Source organism: Micromonospora sp. NPDC048986 (assembly GCF_040649335.1).
Taxonomy (GTDB): domain Bacteria; phylum Actinomycetota; class Actinomycetes; order Mycobacteriales; family Micromonosporaceae; genus Micromonospora; species Micromonospora alfalfae.
This window is the reverse complement of record NZ_JBEZFJ010000009.1, coordinates 36427-58422: the sequence shown is the minus strand read 5'-3', so window position 1 is coordinate 58422 and position 21996 is coordinate 36427. Positions and strand designations below refer to the sequence as shown.

The 21996-nt window shown below is 71.2% G+C and carries 24 protein-coding genes; 10 read left to right on the top strand and 14 right to left on the bottom strand.

Translation table 11 applies throughout. The annotated features are described in order from the left end of the window. Window positions 1–57: 57 nt before the first annotated feature. Complete coding sequence (locus AB0B94_RS19420; RefSeq protein ID WP_357281709.1) at window positions 58–1314, bottom strand: erythromycin esterase family protein; 1257 nt, start codon at window positions 1312–1314, stop codon at window positions 58–60. Between the two features lie 127 nt (window positions 1315–1441). On the opposite strand from AB0B94_RS19420, the gene AB0B94_RS19415 reads away from it, so the two are divergent. Beyond that, window positions 1442–1633, top strand: coding sequence for a DUF2795 domain-containing protein (locus AB0B94_RS19415; protein WP_238670564.1), 192 nt, complete (start codon window positions 1442–1444; stop codon window positions 1631–1633). A gap of 129 nt (window positions 1634–1762) precedes the next feature. Here the strand turns inward: AB0B94_RS19415 and AB0B94_RS19410 are convergent, their stop codons facing one another. Beyond that, on the bottom strand, window positions 1763–2665 hold the full coding sequence (locus AB0B94_RS19410; protein WP_357281706.1) for a Gfo/Idh/MocA family oxidoreductase: 903 nt from the start codon (window positions 2663–2665) through the stop codon (window positions 1763–1765). Window positions 2666–2926: 261 nt separating this feature from the next. On the opposite strand from AB0B94_RS19410, the gene AB0B94_RS19405 reads away from it, so the two are divergent. From AB0B94_RS19405 to AB0B94_RS19395, 3 genes are all read left to right on the top strand, one after another. Beyond that, entirely contained in the window at window positions 2927–3289 is a 363-nt protein-coding gene (locus AB0B94_RS19405) for a cupin domain-containing protein (protein WP_357281704.1), read from the top strand. A gap of 127 nt (window positions 3290–3416) precedes the next feature. After that, on the top strand, window positions 3417–3809 hold the full coding sequence (locus tag AB0B94_RS19400) for a hypothetical protein (protein WP_357281702.1): 393 nt from the start codon (window positions 3417–3419) through the stop codon (window positions 3807–3809). Continuing rightward, the gene (locus tag AB0B94_RS19395) at window positions 3802–4218 is read left to right on the top strand and encodes a hypothetical protein (protein ID WP_238670568.1); all 417 of its coding nucleotides are present in this window, start codon (window positions 3802–3804) and stop codon (window positions 4216–4218) included. Before AB0B94_RS19400 ends, AB0B94_RS19395 begins: the two co-directional genes overlap by 8 nt. 102 nt (window positions 4219–4320) lie before the next feature. Here the strand turns inward: AB0B94_RS19395 and fabG are convergent, their stop codons facing one another. Beyond that, entirely contained in the window at window positions 4321–5079 is a 759-nt protein-coding gene (gene fabG / locus AB0B94_RS19390) for a 3-oxoacyl-ACP reductase FabG (RefSeq protein WP_357281700.1), read from the bottom strand. 43 nt (window positions 5080–5122) lie between these two features. Then, window positions 5123–6775 (bottom strand): alpha-amylase family protein, encoded by a 1653-nt coding sequence (locus AB0B94_RS19385; protein WP_357282148.1) that lies wholly within the window; start codon window positions 6773–6775, stop codon window positions 5123–5125. Between the two features lie 93 nt (window positions 6776–6868). Here AB0B94_RS19385 and AB0B94_RS19380 point away from each other — a divergent pair, with 93 nt between their 5' ends. Together AB0B94_RS19380 and AB0B94_RS19375 are read left to right on the top strand one after the other, a co-directional pair. Then, entirely contained in the window at window positions 6869–7483 is a 615-nt protein-coding gene (locus AB0B94_RS19380) for a DUF1349 domain-containing protein (protein WP_357281697.1), read from the top strand. A gap of 69 nt (window positions 7484–7552) precedes the next feature. Continuing rightward, complete coding sequence (locus AB0B94_RS19375; RefSeq protein WP_357281694.1) at window positions 7553–8224, top strand: DedA family protein; 672 nt, start codon at window positions 7553–7555, stop codon at window positions 8222–8224. 51 nt (window positions 8225–8275) lie between these two features. Here AB0B94_RS19375 and AB0B94_RS19370 read toward each other — a convergent pair whose 3' ends face one another. The 3 genes from AB0B94_RS19370 to AB0B94_RS19360 all read right to left on the bottom strand — a co-directional run bounded on the left by AB0B94_RS19370 (window position 8276) and on the right by AB0B94_RS19360 (window position 10876). Next, entirely contained in the window at window positions 8276–9661 is a 1386-nt protein-coding gene (locus tag AB0B94_RS19370) for a cellulose binding domain-containing protein (RefSeq protein WP_357281692.1), read from the bottom strand. A 63-nt stretch (window positions 9662–9724) separates the two neighbouring features. Beyond that, window positions 9725–10480, bottom strand: a complete 756-nt coding sequence (locus AB0B94_RS19365; RefSeq protein ID WP_357281690.1) for a membrane protein insertase YidC — start codon at window positions 10478–10480, stop codon at window positions 9725–9727. A gap of 102 nt (window positions 10481–10582) precedes the next feature. Continuing rightward, window positions 10583–10876: a DUF6412 domain-containing protein gene (locus tag AB0B94_RS19360; protein ID WP_357281688.1), complete on the bottom strand. Its 294-nt coding sequence runs from the start codon at window positions 10874–10876 to the stop codon at window positions 10583–10585. Between the two features lie 161 nt (window positions 10877–11037). On the opposite strand from AB0B94_RS19360, the gene AB0B94_RS19355 reads away from it, so the two are divergent. The 3 genes from AB0B94_RS19355 (at window position 11038) to AB0B94_RS19345 (ending at window position 14618) form a co-directional block, all read left to right on the top strand. Then, on the top strand, window positions 11038–12174 hold the full coding sequence (locus tag AB0B94_RS19355) for a glutamate--cysteine ligase (RefSeq protein ID WP_357281685.1): 1137 nt from the start codon (window positions 11038–11040) through the stop codon (window positions 12172–12174). A 23-nt stretch (window positions 12175–12197) separates the two neighbouring features. After that, complete coding sequence (locus AB0B94_RS19350) at window positions 12198–13577, top strand: FAD-dependent oxidoreductase (protein WP_357281683.1); 1380 nt, start codon at window positions 12198–12200, stop codon at window positions 13575–13577. A 72-nt stretch (window positions 13578–13649) separates the two neighbouring features. Next, window positions 13650–14618: a LacI family DNA-binding transcriptional regulator gene (locus AB0B94_RS19345; RefSeq protein ID WP_357282146.1), complete on the top strand. Its 969-nt coding sequence runs from the start codon at window positions 13650–13652 to the stop codon at window positions 14616–14618. 274 nt (window positions 14619–14892) lie between these two features. Here the strand turns inward: AB0B94_RS19345 and AB0B94_RS19340 are convergent, their stop codons facing one another. The 4 genes from AB0B94_RS19340 to AB0B94_RS19325 form a co-directional block, all read right to left on the bottom strand. Further along, entirely contained in the window at window positions 14893–15846 is a 954-nt protein-coding gene (locus AB0B94_RS19340; RefSeq protein WP_357281681.1) for a carbohydrate kinase, read from the bottom strand. Continuing rightward, window positions 15843–17108 (bottom strand): AGE family epimerase/isomerase, encoded by a 1266-nt coding sequence (locus AB0B94_RS19335; protein WP_357281679.1) that lies wholly within the window; start codon window positions 17106–17108, stop codon window positions 15843–15845. Before AB0B94_RS19335 ends, AB0B94_RS19340 begins: the two co-directional genes overlap by 4 nt. A 235-nt stretch (window positions 17109–17343) precedes the next feature. Beyond that, a complete protein-coding gene (locus AB0B94_RS19330) occupies window positions 17344–17769 on the bottom strand; it encodes a nucleoside deaminase (protein WP_357281676.1) in 426 nt (141 codons plus the stop codon). Beyond that, the gene (locus AB0B94_RS19325) at window positions 17766–18617 is read right to left on the bottom strand and encodes a TIGR03619 family F420-dependent LLM class oxidoreductase (RefSeq protein WP_357281672.1); all 852 of its coding nucleotides are present in this window, start codon (window positions 18615–18617) and stop codon (window positions 17766–17768) included. The genes AB0B94_RS19330 and AB0B94_RS19325 overlap by 4 nt, the downstream gene beginning before the upstream one ends. Window positions 18618–18711: 94 nt before the next feature. Between AB0B94_RS19325 and AB0B94_RS19320 the strand changes: the two genes are divergently transcribed. After that, a complete protein-coding gene (locus AB0B94_RS19320) occupies window positions 18712–19593 on the top strand; it encodes an aminoglycoside phosphotransferase family protein (protein ID WP_357281669.1) in 882 nt (293 codons plus the stop codon). Window positions 19594–19756: 163 nt separating this feature from the next. Here the strand turns inward: AB0B94_RS19320 and AB0B94_RS19315 are convergent, their stop codons facing one another. The 3 genes from AB0B94_RS19315 to AB0B94_RS19305 form a co-directional block, all read right to left on the bottom strand. Continuing rightward, a complete protein-coding gene (locus AB0B94_RS19315; RefSeq protein ID WP_357281665.1) occupies window positions 19757–20566 on the bottom strand; it encodes a DNA-formamidopyrimidine glycosylase family protein in 810 nt (269 codons plus the stop codon). A gap of 348 nt (window positions 20567–20914) precedes the next feature. Beyond that, window positions 20915–21115: a DUF397 domain-containing protein gene (locus AB0B94_RS19310; RefSeq protein WP_357281662.1), complete on the bottom strand. Its 201-nt coding sequence runs from the start codon at window positions 21113–21115 to the stop codon at window positions 20915–20917. Continuing rightward, window positions 21108–21995 carry a helix-turn-helix transcriptional regulator gene (locus AB0B94_RS19305; RefSeq protein ID WP_357281661.1) on the bottom strand — a complete coding sequence of 296 codons (888 nt, stop codon included), beginning with the start codon at window positions 21993–21995 and terminating at the stop codon, window positions 21108–21110. Before AB0B94_RS19305 ends, AB0B94_RS19310 begins: the two co-directional genes overlap by 8 nt. Window position 21996 lies beyond the last annotated feature (1 nt).

Below are 21996 nucleotides of genomic sequence, written 5' to 3'. Positions count from 1 at the left end.
GATCAGAGGCCTTCGTCCAGCACCACAACTCCATGATCGACGCCATCAGGCACCGCGTCAGACGCCGGCCGGGTAGGTCTCCATCTCGCCGGGGACCGCTGGCACCGGTAGTGGGTGCAGGGCCGTCGTGTCGTCGCACCAGATGAAGGCGTCATAGCGGTCGCCGAGCCGGGTGGGCACGTAGTTGCCCCAGGACTCGAACGACGGGTCGTAGACGACCCCGATCGCCCGGTGGTCCACGGTCTCGGTGACCCAGCCCGGCTGGTCGTCACCGCCGAAGATCAGCACCGCCCGCTCCGGCATCAGCTCGTGCAACCGCCGCTCGATCGAGCCCTCCCGAGCCGGGGGCACCACCATCGCCTCGGGCGGCGAACCCCAGCGCGGTGCGGCGATCACGGTGCCCCGGTAGCTGCCGAAGCCGACCAGGGCCACCGTGTCCTCGCCGTGCCGCTCCCGGGCCAACTGACCAATGTTGACCATCCCGTCGGCGGCCATGTCGGTGGCCCGTGCATCCCCGACGTGCGTGTTGTGCGCCCAGACGACGCCCCGGGCGTCGGGGCCGTAGCGGTCCAACAGCCGGTCCAGGGTGTCCTGCATGTGGGTGTCGCGGATGTTCCACGAGTCCGGCCCACCGGCCACCATCGCCCGGTAGTAGCGCTCGGCGCCGGCCACCACCTCCGCGTTCTGCCAGGCCGAGAAGCGGTCCGGGCCATCGGAGAGGGCGTGTTCACGGGTCCGGGCGAGCAACCGGACGACCTCCTCCTCGCAGCGGGCGGAGACGAAGCGGCTGGCCGCGCCGTACTCCTCGACCCTCTTGCCGTACGGCTCGAAACAGCGGTACGCGTCCTGCGCGGCCTCCAGCGACTTCGGATCCTCCTCCCCCAGGTAGTCGAAGATCGCCTGCATCGACTCCCAGAGGCTGTAAACGTCGAGGCCGTGGAACCCGGCCCGCTGCTCCTCCGGCCGTTCCACGTTCCAGGCCCGCAACCAACTGGCGAACCGGGCCACCTCGGCATTGGCCCACATCCAGGTCGGCCATCGCTCAAACTGGTGGAGTGCGAGCTGCGGTTCGAGCGCGCCGCCGGGCGAGGCGGTCACCGAACGGTGCACCCGGTCGCAGTCGGGCCAGTCACCCTCCACCGCGACGAAGGAGAAACCGCACTCCGCGATCAACCGGCGGGTGAGCTGCTCCCGCAACCGGTAGTAGTCGTAGCTGCCGTGGGTGGACTCACCGATCATCACCACCCTGGCGTTCCGAACGCGCTCCAGCAACGGGTCGAAATCGCTCGGCGCGCCGAGCCGCTGAACCAGCATGGCAGCGGCTACCCGGCCGCCGCTGCGGCAAACCGTGCGCGCAACGCGGGCCGACACGCCGGCCGCCGGGCCGTCCTGGGCCCAACCAGGCCGGTGTACGACCACCGCGAGCGGGTAGCCGGCCGGCATGACCGTCACCGGGGTTCAGTTGCAGGAGTACCTGGCCGGGCTCGACTACCCGGTCTCCCGGGAGGACCTGATCCGCTGGGGTCAGGAGAACGGGGCCAGCACGGCGATGTTGCAGATGTTGCAGGCACTACCACCCGACCAGTTCAACTCCCCCGACGAACTGAACGCCGCCCTCTCCACCCCCACCTAACCCCCCAACCCCCCACCCCACCCCACCCCACCCCACCCCACCCCGTTGATCATGAAGTTATTGCCACCTGCCACGGCGTGTCGCGCCGCTAACTTCATGATCGACGGGAACGGCGGGTGGGGGTGGGGGTTAGGGGAGGGGGATGGTGCGGGATTCGGTGCGGGCGGTTTCGGCGGCGGCGAGGATGCTGACGACCTCGCGGCCGAAGCGGACGTCGCAGCGGTGGTCCCGGGTGCCGGCCCGCACCTGCTCGACGAGCTGGTCGATGGCGACGCCGAACGCGGTGGCGGCGTCGTTCTCGCCGAACGGGACGTTTTCGATGCCGTTCTCGCCGTAGAACACGAACTCCCGGGCCATCGACTCGGTCGGGGCGTCCAGGGACAGCGAGGCGCTGCTCGTGGCACCGCCCTCGTGGGTGAGCAGCAGATGCACCATCCCGCTCGGTCCGTCCATCGCCGCCACCTGGGTCACCCGGCCCAGCACCGGCAGCAGGATCGAGAGCGCGTGCGGGGCGATGTCCCAGAGCGCACCGTGCTCCCGACGCCACAACGAGCCGCCGTACGGGCTGCCGTCCTGGAAGATCGAGGCGAACGCCGTGGTCCGACCGTGCTGCCAGCCCCCGGCGGCGGCGGTGGCGGCGAGGAACGCTGTCACGTTCGGCTGGAACCGCTGGGTGAAGAAGACGACCGAGGCGACCCCGGACTCGTCGGCGGCGGCCACGACGCTGTCGGCGTCGGCCACGCTGAGCGCCAGCGGCTTGTCCAGCAGCAGGTGCCGGCCGGCGCGGGCGGCCCGGACCGCGATGTCGGCCTGGATGTCCGGCGGCAGGGCGACGGCGATCGCCTCGCACTGCTCGATCAGCGCGTCGACGTCGGCGTAGGCGGGCACCCCGTACCGCTCGGCGAGCGCGGAGGCCCGCTCCGGGTTGCGGCCCCACACCCCGACCAGTTCCGCGTCGGGATGTGCGTGCAGCGCCTTCCCGTGCGTCTCAATCGCCCAGTGACCGGTGCCGAACAAGCCGAACCGCAGCACGTGTACCTCCGCTGTCTCCCCGCACCGCGACAACGCCACGGACGTGATCCACGCTAGTCGCCCGGGCCGCCATGACGGCGGCGGGTTCGACCAATCGAAGCAGCTCACCTTCATTTCCGGGGTCGGTGGTCGAGCTGACCGCCCGGCCGTCGGCGCATCGGTCCGCCCGTGGTCTGCCGGCCCCGCCAGCGCGCCGCTGTCGGCAACGTCAGGTCCGATCTCCGCCAGACCCGGCAGCCGCGGCGAGGCAGTCTCGACGGCATGCAGAGCACCGATCCAGCGATCACCAGCGGTGTCGTGACATTTGAACACTGGTACGACTTCACCCAGGGTGGCCCCGTGCACCGCGCGCTGCTGCCGTTTCCGTCGACGGCGCCCGCCCCGTTCGAGGTCGCTCGCTGGTCGGTGGCCCCGAACACCTCCAACGACCTCGACGTCCACCGGTCCCGCGAGGTGTGGATCATCGTGTCCGGGGCCGGCACCTTGACGTTCGCCAACCAGACGAGGGTCGTGCGGGCCGGAGACGTCGCGGCGTTCGACAGCAGAGTGCCGCACCAGATCACGAACGACGGCCCGGATGCGCTCCTGGCCGTCTCCGTCTACTGGCTGCAAGCAGGCGACTGACGCCCGGCGGGCACCGGGAACTGCGGGCACCTCGACCTGCCCGTCACACGTGCAGAGGCAGCGCGGCCCTTTACTACGACGGTTAGTAGGCTGGGCCGGTGACCGAGGCAACGACCGGGTGGTCCCGGTGACCAGCGTGGGCGCCGATTCGCCGGTGGACGGGATCGTCGCGACAGTGCCGATCGTGCTGTCACTGCTCGTTGCGGCGTGGGCGCTGGTGGCGGCGGTACGCCACCGACCGCCGGACCGGATGCAGTTCGTCGGCCTGGCCGTACTCGAAGTGGCGTTGTTGGTGTTGGGCGTGCTGGCGCTCGTCGCGGTCGGCGGCGGGGATCGGCCCGGCGAGCCCGGCGCCTTCTTCGGCTACCTGGTCACGCTGGTGTGCCTGCCGCCACTGGCCTGGGTGCTGGCCCGGATGGAACCGACCCGCTGGGGCTCGGCGATCGTGTGCGCGGTCTGCCTGGTGACCCCGGTGGTGGTGGTCCGCCTGCAGCAGACCTGGGAGGTGCTCGGTGGTTGAGACAGGACCGGCTCGGCAGCGCACGAACTCCGGCCCGGGTCGGCTGCTGATCGCTGTCTACCTGCTGTTCGCCATCGCGGCGACGAGTCGGGCGGGTTTGCAGATCGCCACCAAGTTCGACGAGGCGCCGGTGGCGTACCTGCTCTCCGGGGTGGCCGCGCTCATCTACATCGTGGCGGCGGTGGGGTTGGCCCGCGCCGGGCACACCGGCCGTCGGGTCGCGCTGGCGTGCTGCTCGGTGGAGCTGGTCGGGGTGGTCGCGGTCGGCATTCTGAGCCTGGTCGACAAGGACCTCTTCCCGGACGAGACGGTCTGGTCGCAGTTCGGCAGCGGGTACGGCTACATCCCACTGGTGCTGCCGGTGCTCGGCCTGATCTGGCTCTGGCGCACCCGTCGCGCACCCGCCTGACCTGCCGCACCCGCTGACCCGCCGCGCGCCGCCCGACCGGGCGCAGACCCGGCGACGAGGGCGCCGGCTCACCTGCCGGAGCGCCCTCGTCGGGAGTACGGGTCAGTCCCGTGGGCCGCCCGCGACGTAGATGACCTGACCGGAGACGAAGCCGGCGCCCTCGCTCGCCAGGAACGAGATGGTGTGCGCGACGTCCTCCGGCCGGCCCGGGCGACGGACCGGGATCTCGGCGGCGGCGTGCTTCTGGAAGTCGTCGAAGTCGACCTTCATCCGGGCGGCGGTGGCCGCTGTCATGTCGGTGACGATGAAGCCGGGTGCGACAGCGTTCACTGTCACTCCGAACGGACCCAGCTCGATGGCGAGCGTCTTGGTGAAGCCCTGCAGACCGGCCTTGGCGGCTGCGTAGTTCGCCTGGCCCCGGTTGCCCAGCGCGGAGGTGCTGGAGAGGTTGACGATCCGCCCCCACTTCCGGTCCACCATGTGCTTCTGGGCGGCCTGGCTGAACAGGAACGCCCCGCGCAGGTGCACCCCCATGACCGTGTCCCAGTCGGCGTTGGTCATCTTGAACAGCAGGTTGTCGCGGAGCACACCGGCGTTGTTGACCAGCACGGTGGGCGCGCCCAACTCGGCGGCGATCCGGGTCACCGCCGCCTCGACCTGGTCCCGGTCGGACACGTCCGCGCCCACTCCGAGCGCCCGGCCACCGGCACCGGCGATGGCGTCCACCGTCTCCTTGGTGGCCGCCTCCTCGATGTCGACCACGGCGACGGCCAGTCCGTCGGCGGCCAGCCGTCGGGCGGTGGCCGCGCCGATGCCGCGTGCGGCTCCGGTGACGATGGCGACGCGGGACTCCTCCGACATGATTACCTCCCGGTAACTTGGGGTCGATCGGAGGAGCTTAACCTCAACAGGCCGACCCTCGGCATAGGCGAATCCACCGGTATCCGTGGCCGGACACCTTGACCGCGCCGAGCTTGCCCAACTCTCCGTAGCCACGATCGGCGAGCACGTCGATCGGCAGGTCGGCCTCCGGCTCAAGGCTGCTGAGATCCACCTCGACGTCGTCGGTGCTGAGGTTGTGCACGAAGACCATCGTCCCGGTCGGCCCGTCGGCCCGGTGCGCGAGCACTCCGGCCGGCATCGCCACGTCGATGTGGGTCGTCGAGCCGGAGCCGATCTCCGGAGCCTCCCGCAGCGTACGGATCATGCGCTCGAACCAGGCGAGCAGCGACTTGGCGTCGCTGCGCTGGGCGGTGACGTTGACGTTCTGGTAGCCGAACTCACCCTTGTCGATCACCGGGCGGACCAGCTTCTCCGGGTCCGCCGTGGAGAAGCCGGCATTCGGCTGGTACGACCACTGCATGGGGGTACGGATCGCCTCCCGACCGGGCAGCGACAGGTCCTCGCCCATCCCGATCTCCTCGCCGTAGCGCAGCACCGGCGTGCCGCGCATCGAGAACTGGAGGGCGTACGCCAGCTCGATGTGCCGCCGGTCGTTGCCGAGCATCGGAGCGAGCCGGCGACGGATGCCCCGGTCGTAGATGCGCATGTTCTCGTCCGGGCCGAACTTCGCGTACACCTGGTTGCGCTGTTCGGTGGTCAGCCGGGACAGGTCGATCTCGTCGTGGTTGCGCAGGAAGGTGGCCCACTGCCCGCCGACCGGCAGCTTCGGGGTGTCGCGGAGCGCCTCGATCAGCGACTCCGGGTCCTCCCTGGCCAGGGCGAGCATGAGTCGACCGTTGAGCATGAAGTCGAAGAGCATGTGGATCCGGTTGCCGGAGCCGCTGGCGTCGCCGAAGAACGTCGGTAGCTGGTCCGGCTCGACGTTCGCCTCGGCCAGCAGGACGGCATCGCCGCGGCGCCACTGGACGTGCTGGCGCATCTCGGTGAGGAACTCGAAGTCCTTCGGGGAGTTCGGGTTGCCCGGTTCGGTCAGCTCGATGATGAACGGCACCGCGTCCATCCGGAAACCGGAGACACCGAGCTGGAGCCAGAACGACATGATCTTCTTGATTTCGTCCCGGACCTGCGGATTGGCGAAGTTGAGGTCCGGCTGGAACTTGTAGAACCGGTGGTAGAACCACGCCTTGGCGGTGCGGTCGTAGCTCCAGGTCTCGTTCTGCTCGCCGGGGAAGACCATGCCCTGGTGCCTGTCGTCCGGCTCGGTGTCGGACCAGACGAACCAGTCCCGGTACGGCGAGTCCGGCGACGAGCGGGCGGACTGGAACCACGGGTGCTCGTCGGAGGTGTGGTTGACCACCAGGTCGATGATCACCCGGATGCCCCGGTTCTGCGCCTGGTGCAGCAGCTCGGCGAAGTCGCCCAGGGTGCCGAAGCGCGGGTCCACGTTGTAGAAGTCGGTGGCGTCGTAGCCGTCGTCACGGTTGGGCGACGGGTGGATCGGGTGCAGCCACAGGCAGGTCACCCCGAGCCGGGCCAGGTAGTCCAGCCTCCCGATCAGCCCACGGATGTCACCGACCCCGTCGCCGTCGGAGTCGGCGTACGTGTCGATGTCGAGGCAGTAGACGACGGCTTCGGAATACCAACGGTCACCCATGCCGAAGGAACATCTCCGTTCGATCACCGCGGCAAACCCCGTCCGGCGGGCGGCGCACGGCGGGCACGGGGCGGCGTTGGTTACCGTGCCGTCATGGAGAACGACCTCGTACCGCCGAGCGAACTGTTGGACTGGTCCCGGGGCAGTTGGCTGCACCCGCCGGTACGCGTCGAGGAGGGCCCGGCCGGCGAGTTGGTCGTCGAGCCGGCGGCGGACAGCGACTTCTGGCGGCGGACCAGTTACGGCTTCGTCCACGACAACGGCCCGGCCCTGCTGGCGCCGCTGCCGGTGGGCACCGCCATGGAGGTGAGCTTCCGGCTCGACTTCTCGGCGCAGTTCGACCAGGCCGGGGTCTTCGTCCGCGTGGACGAACGGACCTGGACCAAGGCCGGTGTCGAGGTGAGCGACGGCGAGGCGCAGCTCGGCGCGGTGGTGACCCGGGAGTTCTCCGACTGGTCGGTGGGGCCGGTGCCGGACTGGACGGGCCGGGAGGTGACCGTCCGGGTCAGCCGGGCCGGTGACGCGCTGACTGTCCGCGCCCGGGTCGACGACGAACCGTGGCGACTGGTCCGGCTCGCCCCGCTGGACCCGACGGCCGAGGCTGTCGCCGGCCCGTTCTGCTGTTCGCCGTCCCGCGCCGGTCTGACAGTGGTGTTCACCGGTTGGCGGCAGGGGCCGGCGGACACGGCCCTGCACCCGGAGCACTGAGCGCAGGTGTAGTTCGCGCCCCGGTGGGTATGACCCTCCGATCCCCGACCGCCGACCGGAAGGACGACCATGGCGTACGCCCAGGCTGGCGACCCGTCCGAGTTCACCGGGTTGACCGGCTGGGTGGCCTCGGTGATCGAGGTGATGGGCCCGGTCGGAGTGGCGCTGCTGGTGGCGCTGGAGAGCATCGTTCCGCCGATCCCCAGTGAGATCGTGCTGGCGCTCGCCGGTTTCCTGGCGCACGAGGGCGAGTTCAACGTCTTCCTCGTGGTGCTGGCCGCGACGGTCGGCTCACTCGTCGGCGCGTTGGTGCTGTACTGGCTGGGCGCGGCGCTGGGCGAGGAACGGCTCAAGCGCTGGTTGGACCACATCCCGTTGGTGGACACCGACGACCTGGAGAAGGCCGACAAGTGGTTCGAGCGGCACGGTCGGTGGGCGGTGCTGATCGGCCGGGTGGTGCCGGTGGTCCGCAGCCTGGTTTCCGTGCCGGCCGGGGCCAACCGGATGCCGTTGGGTGAGTTCATCCTGCTCACCACGATCGGCAGCGGGGTGTGGAACGGTCTCATCGTGGGGGCCGGTTACGCGCTCGGGAGCCGTTGGCAGGATGTCGAGCGCTACAGCGACTGGTTCAACTACGCGATCGTCGCGGTCTTCGTGGTGATGGTGGTCAGCTGGGTGATCCGTAAGGTCCGCAAGCGTCGGGACCGCGACGACCGGCGGTCGGTGACCGCCGGTCGCTGATCCGCGTCACCGCCTACCGCCGGCGTCCTGACCGGACGCCGGCGAGCGCGGTCAGGGCAGGGTGTCCAGGTGCGGGCCCACAGTGTTGGCGAAGCCGTTGCCGTTGCTGACGTCCCAGTTCACCGACCAGGTCATCGCGCCCCGGATGCCGGGGTAGGTGCGCGGCGGGCGGAAGCTGCCGCAGTTGGTGCCCCGGGCCAGGCAGTCCAGGGCGGCGTTGACCACGCTGGGCGCGACGATGCCCCCGCCGGCCGCCCCAGCTCCGGCGGGCAGGCCGAGGCCGACCTGATCGGGGCGGAGCCCGGCCTCCAACTGGATGCAGGCCAACGCGACGATGAAGTTCACAGTGCCCTGGCCGTACGCGGCGTTCTGGTCGCAACCGAGCATCGCGCCGGAGTTGTAGTACTGGGTGTTGACGACGGTGAGGATGTCCTTGATGTCGAGCGCCAGCTTGAAGTAGCCGCCGGCCGGGTTCTGCATGTCGATGGTCTGCGGCGCCATCGCGATGATCAGACCCGACCCGATCTTGGCTCGTAGCGCGCGCAGCGCCTGCGCCATGTACGTCGGGTTGAGCCCGTTCTCCAGGTCGATGTCGATCCCGTCGAAGCCGTACCGGGCGATCAGCGCGGCGGCAGTGTCGGCGAACGCGGCGGCCGAGGCGGCGTTGTTCACTGTGACCCGGCCGGTCTCACCGCCGACGGAGAGGATCACCCGCTTGCCCCGGCTGTGCAGGGTGCGGACGTCGGCGGTGAAGTCCGCGTCGGTGTAGCCGCCGAGCGCAGCGGCCAACCCGCTGTCGATGCCGAAGGTGAGCGCGCCGGGCGTGGTGGTGGCCTCGGCGAAGGCGACGGCCACCAGGTCGTACTCGGCGGGGACGTCGCGCAGCCGCAGCTCGACGGCCGGGTTGTCGAAGTTGTGCCAGTACCCGGTGAGCAGGTGTTTCGGCAGCCCACCGGTGGGCGGGTCGGTCGGCGGCGGGGTGGTCGGCGGGGGCGTCGTCGGTGGCGGCGTGGTGGGTGGCGGCGTGGTGGGTGGGGTGCCGCCGCCGCAGGACGCGCCGTTGAGCTGGCAGCCGCTCGGCGAGCCGGGGCCGCTGGCCAGGAAGCCGAAGGAGACCGACGCGCCCGGTGCGATGGTGCCGTTCCAGGACCGGTTGGTGAAGGTGTGCCGCTGGCCGGATGAGCTGAGCAACGCGTCCCAGTAGCTGCCGAGGGTGGTGCCGGACGACAGGTCGAAGGCGAGGCTCCAGCCGTTGATGGTCGAGCTGCCGCCGTTGGTGACTGTGTACTTCCCCTCCCAACCCGAGCCCCACTCGGCGGTCTTGACGAAGCTGGCGGTGGCGCCTGCGGCGTACGCGGGCAGCGCCACCCAGGCCGCGCCGAGTGTCGCAGCGAGGGCGGCGACGAGGGACAGGACGAGGGATCTGGAGCGTTTCATGCGACCCTCCGGGCCCGGACGGGCATTTATGGACGTCAACGTTGCTGCCAATTATTAAGACAGTTAACTGTTTCTGTCCAGAGGGTGCGACGGAACCGCCTGCGGACGGCGGAGCACCGCCTGCTCAACTGCCGACCACACGCTCGTGGTCACCAGGTAGATCACCGCGGCGAGCGGCAGCACCAGCGCCACCAGCACCGTCGTGAACGGCAGCAGGGGCAGCAGCCGACCGAGCGTGGCCGCCCCCGGCCCCTCGGTCGGCGTGCCCGCCACCGTGCCCACCGCCGCCGCCGCCCGCCGAGCTCGCCGCGACGACCACCAGGCCACCGCCAGCAACACCACAAGCAGCACGCCGAACAGCGGTCCGGCCGCACCGGCCAGCCCGTCGCTGAGATGGTGACCCAGTGGCACGCCGGCCAACCGCTCGTCCAACAACCCGGTGCCGCCCTCACTGGTGCTGAACAACCGGTACAGCACCAGCAGGAACGGCGCCTGGATGAGCAGCGGCAGGCAGCCGGCGATCGGGTTCGCGCCGGCCTCCCGGTACAACGTGAACACCTCGCGCTGAAGCGTCGCCGGGTCGTCCGCGTACCGCTGCTGGAGCTCACGCACCTGTGGGGCGAGCGCCGCGCGGCGCCGCTCGCCGCGGACCTGCGCGACGGTCAGCGGCGAGATCAGCAGGCGGACGGCGATGGTGAAGAGCACGATGGCGGCGGCGGTCGCCCCGCCGCCGGCCAGTGGTTCGAGCAGCTCGGTGAGCCAGGACAGCGCGCTGCCGGCAGCGGCGACAGCGTCGTGCAGTGGTGCGAAGGCAAGCATGGGAAACCCCTCGGTCCGATTCCGGTGAGGCCCTCCCCCGGGCGTTGTCCGCTCAGCAAGGGGGGCCGGTGACGGCGGGATCGGCCGCGCGGCGGCGGGGCGCTACGCGGCCGAGGGGTGCCCCGGAGCACGGGGACGAGGACGACCGGCCGCATCCGGGTCGATCTGGCGAGGCATTCGGCGACTTCGGGAACGGGCCCGCAGGCCGGCCCACCGCGGCCCGGCACCGGGCCCGCCCGCCCGGTCGTGCACCCGGGCCGCCAGCACCACCGCGAGCAGCACCAGGGCGGTCAGCGCGGCGCCCGCCAGCAGGTCGACCGGTCGACCCGCGAGCACTGTGAGCTGGGCGAACGCGGACATCCACGCGACCCCGACATAGCCCAGCAGCACCGGCACGGGCCCAGCATAGGACCCGCTGTCACGTCACCCGGCCGAATCCGGCGGTCCGCCCCGAGTACGAGCGCCGCCGCCACGTTTCCCGGCATCGCCACGTTGGGTAACCAACGATGGACCAACGCGGACGGACCGCGAACGGTAGGAACGGACGGGTGATGTCGATGACCGGTCAGGTGGCAGAGGCGCCCAGCGACATGGCTGCGGCGACCGGGTTGCTCACCGTGGGTGTCGAGGAGGAGTTCCTGCTCGTCGACCCGCACACCGGGGCCGCGGTTCCGGCCGTGGACCTGGTCATGGAGCAGGTGCCGGCCGAACTTCGCGGGCAGGTGGAGCGGGAGTTCCAGACCAGTCAGATCGAGATCGGCAGCCCGCCCGGCCTGGAGCTCTCCTCGATCCGGCACTCCCTCGGCGTCCTGCGTCGGGCACTCTCCGACGCCGCCGAGCGGGCCGGCGTACGCCTGCTCGCCATCGGCACCGGCCCGGTGGACGGCCCGGTGCCGCCGGTGGTGGACAAGCCCCGCTTCGACCGGATGATCGAACGGTTCCGGCTGCTCGTCCCCGGCCCCGGCAACAACGGCATGCACGTACACGTCGGGGTGCCCGACCCGGACACCGGCGTGCAGGTGCTCAACCACGTACGGCCGTGGCTGCCGATGCTGCACGCGGTGACCACCAACTCGCCGTTCTCCCGGGGCGAGGACACCGGCTACGCCAGTTGGCGCTCGGTGGAATGGGAGCGCTGGCCGTCGGTGGCGCCGACGCCGTTCCTGGAGTCGCACGAGCACTACCAGCGGCTGATCCGCCAGTTGATCTCCAGCGGCGTGATGCTCGACGAGGGGATGCTCTACTGGTACGCACGCCTGTCGGCGAAGTACCCGACGGTGGAGCTGCGGATCGGCGACGTCTGCCCGTCGGTGGACGACGCGGTGCTGGTCGCCGCGCTGGTCCGGGCACTCGTGGCCACCGCCATGGCGGAGGTCGAGGCCGGCCGGCCGGCGTTGCAGACCGACCACCACCTGCTGGTCGGCGCGCACTGGCGGGCCGCCCACGACGGGTTGGAAGGCGAAGCCGTCGACGTCACAACCGGTGAGCTGCGCCCGACCTGGGAGCTGTTGGACCGGTTCGTCGAGCGGATGCGGCCGGCGCTGGAGCAGCACGGCGACTGGGCCGAGGTGACCGACCTGCTGGGTGGGTTGCGCCGGCACGGCAGCGGCGCGGCGCGGCAGCGCGCGGTGTTCGAGCGCACCGGACGACTCACCGACGTGGTGCAGGACGTCGCGCGGCAGACCCGCGGCTGATCACGGCGTGACAGGATGAACCCGTGGCCCAACGGCTGATCGTCATCGGCGGGGACGCCGCCGGAATGTCGGCGGCGTCCCAGGCCCGACGCCGCCGTGACAGTGGCGACCTGGAGATCGTGGTCTTCGAACGGGGCAACTTCACCTCCTACTCGGCGTGCGGCATCCCGTACTGGATCAGCGGCCTGGTGCCCGGCCCCGAGGCGTTGATCGCCAGGACCCCGGAGACGTTCCGCACCGAGTACGCGATGGACGTCCGGATGCGCCACGAGGTCACGAGCATCGACCTGGACCGCCGCGAGGTGGTGGCCCGGGACCTGGAGGGCGGCGGCGAGGTCCGCGAACGCTTCGACGACCTGGTGTACGCGACCGGCGCGGTGCCGGTGAAACCGTCGTGGGCGATCACCGACGCGGGCGGCGTGTTCGGCATGCAGACCCTCGACGACGGTGCGGCGTTACGCGACTGGCTGGACGCCGACCCGCAGCCGCGCCGGGCCGTGGTGGTCGGCGGCGGGTACATCGGCGTCGAGATCGCCGAAGCCCTGATCCAACGCGGCCTCTCGGTGACCCTGGTGGAGGCCGGCGAGCAACCCATGGCCACCGTCGACGCCGAGATGGCCGAACTGGTCGCCGACGCCATGCGCGGTCTCGGTGTCACAATCCGCACCAGCCTGCCGGTGACCGGCATTGAGGAGCGGGACGGCCGGGTGTCCGCCGTGGTCACCGCCGAGGGGCCGATCCCGACCGACGTCGTGGTCATGGGTCTCGGCGTACGCCCCAACACCGCTCTCGCGGAGGCGGCCGGGCTGCCCCTCGGGCCGACCGGCGCGATCCGGGTCGACCGTCGGATGCGGGTGCCAGGGCTCCCCCGGGTCTGGGCGGCCGGTGACTGCGTGGAGACCCTGCACCGGGTCAGCGGGCTGCCGGTGCACGTGCCACTCGGCACGCACGCCAACAAGCAGGGCCGGGTCGCCGGGATCAACATCGGCGGCGGGTACGCCACCTTCGCGGGGGTGATCGGCACCGCGGTGACCAAGGTCTGCGACCTGGAGGTGGGTCGGACGGGTCTACGGGAGCGGGAAGCCACGGCTGCCGGCTTCGAGTTCGTCTCGGTGATCGCCGAGTCGACCAACCGGGCCGGTTACTACCCCGGTGCCCGGCCGATGACTGTCAAGCTGATCGCCGAGCGCCCCAGCGGCCGGTTGCTCGGCGCGCAGATCGTCGGCTGGTCCGAGGCGGCCAAACGGATCGACACGCTGGCCGTGGCGCTGTGGAACGGCATGACGGTGGACGATATGACGGCGCTGGACCTGGGCTACGCTCCGCCGTACGCGCCGGTCTGGGATCCGGTGCTCATCGCCGCCCGAAAAGCGGTCGACGCGCTCGCCGCCCTCGACCGCTGACCCGCGCCCGCCGTGGAGGACCACCCCGTGACCCAGACCCCGACCCGGCCGACAGTACGTCGGCGTCCCACGATGGTCGACGTGGCCCGGCGGGCCGACGTCAGCCTGAAGACGGTCTCCCGGGTCGTCAACGACGAGCCGGTGGGGCAGGAGTTGGTCGGCCGGGTGCTGGCCGCGATCGCCGAGCTGGGCTTCCGGCGCAACGACATCGCTCGTAACCTGCGCTCCCGGCAGCTCAACGCCACCGTCGGGCTGCTGATCGAGGAGATCGCCAACCCGTTCTACGCGACAATCGCCAGCGTCGCCGCCGAGATCGCCGCCGCCCACGGCACCATGCTGATCACCGCGTCGTCGGAGGAGGACCCGGAGCGGGAACGCGCCCTGCTCCAGGACTTCACCCAGCGTCGGGTCGACGGCCTGCTGGTGGTGCCGGCGGGCCTCGACCACTCGTTCCTGCGTCGCGAGGTCGAGCTGGGCATGCCAGTGGTGTTCCTGGACCGGCCACCGCAGGGGCTGCAAGCCGACGCCGTGCTGTTGGACAACCGGGGTGGCAGCCACGCCGGGGTGAGCGCACTGCTCGCACAGGGGCACCGACGGGTGGGGCTGCTGCTCGGCGCGCCGAGCGTGCCCACGATGCGGGAGCGGCTGGCCGGGGCACGGGCGGCGCTGGACGCCGCCGGGGTCGAGCCGGACGAGTCGCTGATCCGCGAGCGCCTCATCGCTCCCGAGGAGGCCGGCCGAGCGGTGGCCGCGCTGCTCGACCTGCCGGAGCCGCCCACCGCGTTCTTCTGCGCCAACAACCGGCTCACCGTCGGCGCGCTCCAGGAGCTGCACCGGCGGGGCAGCGACGCCGCGCTGGTCGGGTTCGACGACTTCGAGCTGGCCCACCTGATGCCTCGACCGCTGACAGTCGTCGCGTACGACACGAGGGAGTTGGCAAGGGTCGCCACGGAGCGCCTCTTCCAAAGAGTCGCCGGAGACGACACTCCCCCGTCCACCACGGTCCTCCCCACCAAACTGCTACCCCGAGGCCTGCCCTAACCCACCCCACGCACCCCTCGCGCCCACGCTCCCGCGCACCCCACGCGCCCACGCGCCCACGCGCCCACGCGCCCACGCGCCCGCGCGCCCGCGCGCCCGCGATCTTGCACTTTCGGTTGTCTATTTGCGACAGATAGCCCGATTTGCCGGGACAGAAAGTGCAAGATCGCGGGGCCAGGCCAGGCCAGGCCAGGGCGGGGCGGGCCAGGCCAGGCCAGGCCAGGGCGGGGTGCGGGCGCGGGGCGGGGCGGGGCGCGGGTGGGGTGGGGTGGGGTTAGGTTGCGGGATTTAGGAGGGCTTCGACCTCTGCGCGGGTGGGTGGGTTGGCGCCGCGGCGGGCGCAGGTCAACGCGGCCACGGTGGCGGCCTGTCGGAGCACCGCACCCCACTGCGGACCGGTCACCGCGGCGAGCCGGTCGGCCGGCCGGTCACCGAGCGCGTCGAGGTCGGCCAGCGCGGCCAGCAGGCCACCGGTGAACGAGTCGCCGGCGCCGACGGTGTCGACCACTGTGGTGCGGACCGCCGGCTCCTCGTGCAGTGAGCCGTCGGGCGCGAGCAGCCAGGCGCCGTCCCCGCCCCGGGTCACCACGGCGCAGGACACGCCGGCCGTACGCCATTCGGTCATCACGTCGGCCACCGAACGGTCCGGGTGGAGCCAGGCCAGGTCCTCGTCGCTGGCTTTGACCAGGTGTGCGAGGTGAATCTGGCGGCGTACCCGCTCCTGCTCCGCCGCCCGATCGGTGACGATGCTGGGGCGCAGGTTGAGGTCGATGGAGACGGTGAGCCCGTCGCGTTGGCGTTCCCGGGCGAGCAGGCCCTCCAGCGCGTCGGCACCGGGTGCCAGCGCGAGTGCGAGGGACCCGGTGTGCAGCGCGATCGCCGGTGTCCCGGCCAGCTCGGGCAGCTCCTGCGGCGTCCACTGCCAGTCGGCGGCACCGGCCAGCCGGAACTCGTAACTGGCCTGCCCGGCGGCGTTCAGGGTGGCCACCGCCACCGAGGTGGGCTCCTCGGCGCGTACCGCCCACTCCAGGTCCACCCGGTTGGCGCTCAGATGCTCGACGAGTTGTCGACCGTACGCGTCGCCGCCGAGTCGGGCCAGCAGCCGTACCGGTTGGTCGAGCCGGGCCAGGGTGACAGCGACGTTCGCCGGGGAGCCGCCGGGCACGGCCCGCTGCCCCTCGGCGGTGACGACAAGGTCGATCAGCGCCTCGCCCGCGACGACGATCACGCGGTCACCTCCCCCGGTGCGAGCGGGCCGGGGCCGCCGAGCCCGTCGGCCGCGCGGGACAGCAGTACCGCCTGGTAGGCGTGGTAGACGTCCGGTCGGCCGTGCCAGACCGTGTCGGCGGGCAGGTTCTGCGCGTCCAACTCGTGCCGCCATCCGGTCTGGTCGATGAGACTGCGTCGGGCGTACGCCCAGAAGACCCGGTACCAGTCGAGGTAGACGGTGTCGCCAGTGCGGCGGTGCAGGGTGATCGCCGCACCGATGGCCTCGGCGAGAACCCAGTGCATCCGGGAGCGCACCACCGGCCGATCGTCCCAGTCGATGGTGTAGACGAAGCCGTCAGTGCCGTCGACCGCCCAGCCGCGACGCACAGCCGCAGCGAACAGGGCACTGGCGTCGGCGAGCAGCCAGCGGGGCGGCTGTGGCAGCACCGCCTCCAATTCCAGCAGCAGCCGGGCCCACTCCAGCCAGTGCCCGATGGTGGAGCCGTACGGCCGGAACGGGTCGGCGGGCTGGTCCCGGTTGTAGTCGGGCAGCGGCGTCCAGTCGGTGGTGAAGTGCTCGGGCAGCCGCCAGTCGTGTCGGGCCGCCTCACCGTGCACCAGGTGGGTGGCGATCCGCAGGGCCCGGTCGGCCCAGCTCGCGTCGCCGGTGGCGGCGGCAGCGGCGAGGTACGCCTCGACCATGTGCATGCTGCTGTTGGCGCCCCGGTAGTCCTCGGTGACCGTCCAGTCCCGGTTCCACGATTCGCGGACCGCGCCGGCGTCGTCGTCCCAGAACCGGTCCCGCACGACGGTCAGCGCGTCGGCGAGCAGCCGGTCCGCGCCGGGCCGTCCGGCGCGCGCGGCGCTGGAGGCGGCGAGCAGGACGAACGCGTGGTCGTAGCCGGCCTTGCGGTCGTTGACGGGCACTCCCTGCTGGTCCACCGCGCCGTACCAGCCGCCGTACCGGTCGTCGTGCAGCAGCGTGCTGAGCGCGGCGATCCCGTGGTCCACCAGGGCGGCGGCGTCCGGGTCGCCACCCCGGTGGGCGAGGGCGGCCACGTGGGTCATCCGGCAGGTGATCCAGGTGTGGATCGGTTCGCCGCGGTCCGGGGTGCGGTCGTCGCTGAGCCACCAGAAGCCGCCAGCGGACCGGACCGAGCGGCGGGCGGTGTCGAGCAGCGTCCGGGTCTGGGCGACGAGGAACTCGTCCAGATCGGGCAGGTCTGGTGACCTCGCCGGAGCAGGGGTCGTTGCGGCGTCGGATCGGGGCACGTCGGTCATTTCAGCTGGTCACCGTCGGGTAGGAAAGGGACATACGGCCAGGATCGGCGACGGACCGGGTCCGCGCCGCAAAACCGCCAACGGTACGCCACGAATCGACTGGTCAGGGTCGACCCGCGACGGGAGGCTTTTCCTCCCATTTGCCCGTTGACATCGTTGTCACCGTTCAACCCTGCTCCGGCAGCCGGCCGACTGTCAATTCCGGCTGCGTCACACCGCCCCGGGGAAGCTCGGGTCAGTAGTAGTCGTCGATCGGCCGACGTGCCTCGTCGAACAGCGCCGGCCCCTCGTAGCGGACCGGGGGCAGCGGCGGAGTGGCCGGCTTGACCTCCTCGAACTGCTCGGAGGAGAGCGCGTACACCACCCGCCCGAGGCCGGACCGGTCGATAGCGGTCGCGCACATCGGGCACGGCTGACAACTGGTGAACATGGTGGTGCCGGCGGCCACCTCCGGGGAGAGTTCCCGAGCCGCCCAGCGGGCCAGCTTCAACTCAGGGTGGGCGCTGATGTCCGAGTCGGAGACCACCGTGTTGTGGTCCTCGATCAGGACGACACCGGCCGCGTCGACCAGCAACGAGCCGAACGGCCGTTCGCCGGAAGCCCCCGCCCGCCTGGCGATTTCCACGGCGTGGCGGAGAAACTTCTCGTCGTCGGGGGTCATCGGTCCTCCTGGGTTGCGTGATGTGCGGCCACTGCCGCAAGGGTCCGCCAGGCGCGTTCGGGCTGGCGGATTTCGGTCAGGTCGCCGTTGAACGGGTCCAGTACCACCGTCTCCGCACCGAGCGCACGAAGCTTGTCCAGGTCGGCGACAATCTGATCGATGGTGCCGACACCAACGAGCCGGTCCGGGTCGGAGATCGGTTCTCGGGTCTCCTGAAGCGCGATCCGCGGCACCAACGCGGGCACCGGACGACCCAGCTCGTCGGCGATGTCGGTCAGTCGTCCGACCGCCTCGGTCAGCCGGGCCGGCGTGACCCGCAGCGGGTGCCAGGCGTCGCCGAGCAGCACCGCGCGGCGCATGCCGGCCTCGCTGTTGCCACCGACCCAGATCGGGATCGCCGCCGCGTCGTAGTCGTCGGTGTCCTGCCAGGCCGCCCGCATGGTGTGCAGGTACTCGTCGGTCAGCGCGCCGCGCCGCCGGAACGGCACGCCGAGCGCCTCGAACTCCTGCCGGGCCCAGCCGACACCGACACCGAGGACGAGCCGGCCGCCGCTGAGCCGGTTGAGGTTCGCCGCCATCCGGGCGGTGAGCAGCGGGTGCCGGTACGGGACGATGAGCACAGTGGTGCCCAACCGAACCCGGCTGGTCACCCCGGCCAACCAGGACAACGTGGTGAACGGCTCGTAGAACGGCGCCGGGTACTGCTCGGCCACGTCCGGGGTCACCACGATGTGATCGGAGACCATCAACAGGTCGAAGCCGAGACCCTCCACCGTCTGCGCCCACCGACGCAGCACGTCGGGGTCGGTGCCCGGGGCGAAGTTCGGTACGTTCACGCCAATCTGCACCCGCCCACGCTAGCCACTGTGGACCGGTGTGTGAACGCCGTGGCCCGACTGAATCACCTGGCAGCCGGATCGCGGTACGACTGAGGAGGGCCGGATGGATCTGCCCGAGGGACTCGACTGGGTACGCGGAACACCCGCCGGTCGCGCCTGGTTGGCCGCACTCCCGACGTGGCTGACGGAATGCGCCGAGCGCTGGTCGCTGCGGGTCGGCCCACCCTTCCGGCAGGCGTACGCGTCACTGGCGCTTCCCGCCCGGCTGCCCGACGGCACCGCGGCGGTGCTGAAGCTCCAGTACCCCGACGAGGAGAGCCGGTACGAGGCCGACGCGTTGGCCCACTGGGACGGTGCAGGGGCGATCCGTCTGCTCGCCCACGACCCCGGGCGGCGTGCCCTGCTGCTCGAACACTGCCAGCCCGGCACTCCCCTGCACGACCTGCCGCCGGACCGAGCGCTGGACGTGGTGATCGGACTGCTTCCCCGGCTCTGGCTACCGGCCGGCGCGCCGTTCAGCCCACTGGCGCAGGAGGCCGCCGGTTGGATCGACCGGATGCCCCGGGCCTGGGAGCGGGCCGGCCGGCCGTACGAGCGGCGGCTGCTCGACGCGGCGCTCGACCTGATCTCCGGCCTGGCGTCGAGCCAGGGCGGGCAGGTGCTGGTCAACCAGGACCTGCACGCCGGCAATATCCTCGCCGCCGACGCGCTCGCCGTCGACCGAGGGCCGTGGCTGGCGATCGACCCGAAGCCGCTGACCGGGGAACGGGAATTCTCGGTCGTACCGATGGTGCGCGGCCCCGAGTTGGGCCACTCGCCGGCCGCCGTCCGGCATCGACTGCACCGGCTCAGCACCGAACTGGGGCTCGACCGGGAACGGGTCAGGGGTTGGACGATCGGGCACACGCTGTCCTGGAGCGTCGCCGACGACCTCGTCTTCCCCGAGAAGATCGAGGTGGTCCGCTGGCTGCTCGACGGCGGCTGAGCTCCGGCTCGGCGCTCACGGCCCGACCCGGTCCCGCGATCTTGCACTTTCTGTCCCGACCTACTGCGCATATCCACCCATCTCCACAACAGAAACTGCAAGATCGGCGCGAGGTGGGGGGTGGGGGGTGCGGGGTGCGGGGTGGGGCCGGGGTGGGGCTGGGTTAGGTGGTCTGGCAGGTGCGGCACCAGTACAGGTTGCGGCCGGCCAGTTCGCCGCGACTGACCTCGGTGCCGCAGACGTGGCAGGGTGCTCCCGGGCGACGGTAGACGTACACCTCGCCGCCGTGCCGGTCCACCCGCGCCGGCCGGCCCATCGCCTCCGGCAGGTGCACGTCGCGGACCGTGTCGATCCGGCCGTGCTCGACCGCGAGTTGCATCAAGCCGACCAGGTCGGCCCAGAGCGCATCCCAGCCGGCCCTGGTCAACTGTCTGCCCGGCATCGTCGGCGGCAGTCCCGCCCGGAACAGCGCCTCGGTCACGAAGATCAGACCGGTGCCGGCCACCACCGACTGGTCCAGCAGCAACGCGGCCAGGGCGGTGGGGCTGCGGGCGATCCGGGCGTACGCCCGCTGCGGGTCGGCGTCGGCGCGCAACGGATCCGGCCCAAGGCGGTCCCGCAGCGCGGCCACCTCGGGTGGGGTGAGCAGCTCACAGGCGGTGGGCCCGCGCAGGTCGAGCCAGTGCCGGTCGCTGGCCAGCCGCAGCCGCACCTGACCGATCGGCTCCGGCGGCTCCCCCGGCCCGTCGGTGAACTTGCCGTACAACCCGAGGTGTACGTGCAACGTCAGCTCGTCGGCGTAGTGGTGCAGCAGGTGCTTCCCGTACGCCTCGGTGCCCTCCAGCACGGTCCCGGAGAGCCGGGCGGCACCCTCGGCGAAGCGGCCCTGCGGGCTGGCGGCGTGCAGCTTGTCCCCGGCAAACAGCTCGGCGTGCCGGGCCGCCAGGCGATGGATCGTGTGTCCCTCTGGCACAGGTGCCAAGGATAGCCAGCCCCGCCCTACCGGGCCGCACGCCGACCGCCCCGCGCGCCGACCGGGCCACACGCCGACCGGACCCCACGCCGCCCCACCCGGCCGCACGCCGACCGGGCCGCACGCCGACCGGACCCCACGCCACCCCACCCGGCCGCACGCCGACCGGGCCACACGCCGAACGGGCCGCCCGGCCGCACCGACCGCCCCCTCGGCATGTCGATCGACTCGACGCCACCGCTCTTGATCGACTCGGGTTTCAGGAAACCGGGGTGTTGCGATGAGCAGGACGCCCCGATTTCCAGGAAGGCGAGTCGATCGAGGCGGGCCGGCGCGGGTGCTGGCTTGTCAGCCCTGGCACCGCCGCGTGACGCCGCTGACGAACGCGGCCCAGGTGGCCGGGGCGAAGGTCAGCGCCGGGCCGGTCGGGTCCTTGCTGTCCCGTACGCCCACGACGCCGGGCAGGTTGTCGGCCACCTCGACGCAGTTGCCGCCACTCCCGCCACTGCGGGTGCTCTTGCGCCAGGTGGCACCGGCCAGGTCAGTCATGATGCTCCTCGATGATCGAAGTGATCATTTTCTCTGATTCTGCCTCACCTGACGCGAGCGCTTCCAGGTCTGACCAGACATGTTCGTAGGCGGCCACCTCGGCAGGCTTGTCCAGATACAGCGCTCCGGTGATGTTCTCGACGTAGACGGTGGTCGGCTCGGTCGACGCCCTCCCGAACGCCTGCGGGAAGTCCAGCAGAACGAAGGTGCCGCTCTCGCTGGCCAACGGCGGACCGGCGGCGAGCGGCAACACCCGCAGGCTCACGTTGCGCAGCGCGGCCACGTCGAGCAGGTGTCGTAACTGCTGAGCCATCGCCCGACGATCGGGGATCGTGCGCCGCAGCACTGCCTCACTCAGCACGACCCGCAGGGTGGGCGCGGTGGGCAGCCGGCGAACGAGGATGCCCTGCCGTTGCAGCCGCACCTCGACCAACTTTTGCCGATCCTCAGTGCGCATCGTCGGATTCTTCCGGCGGAACAGCTCGCTGGCGTACTCGCGGGTTTGCAGAAGCCCGGGGATCAGCTCTGCGTCATATTGACGCAGAGCTGATGCGGACGATTCCAGGCCGACGTACAGCGAGAACCACGACGGGACCACATCGCCGTACGAATGCCACCAACCCCTGGCGCGAGTCTCTTTCGCGAGGCTGGCAACGATCTCCCTCATGTCATCGGTGACCCGATAGAGCACGCACATGGCGCGGGCGTCCACCACGCGCACCGGAACCAACCCCTTCTCGATGCGCCACACTTTCTGCCGTGAGCAGTCCAGTGCTTCGGCCGCAGCGTCCAGCGTCACCGAAGCATCCTCGCGGAGCTGCGTGAGCAGCCGTCCGAGCTGCCGCCGAGGGACCGTGGACCCGCTTGTTTCATCCGCCATG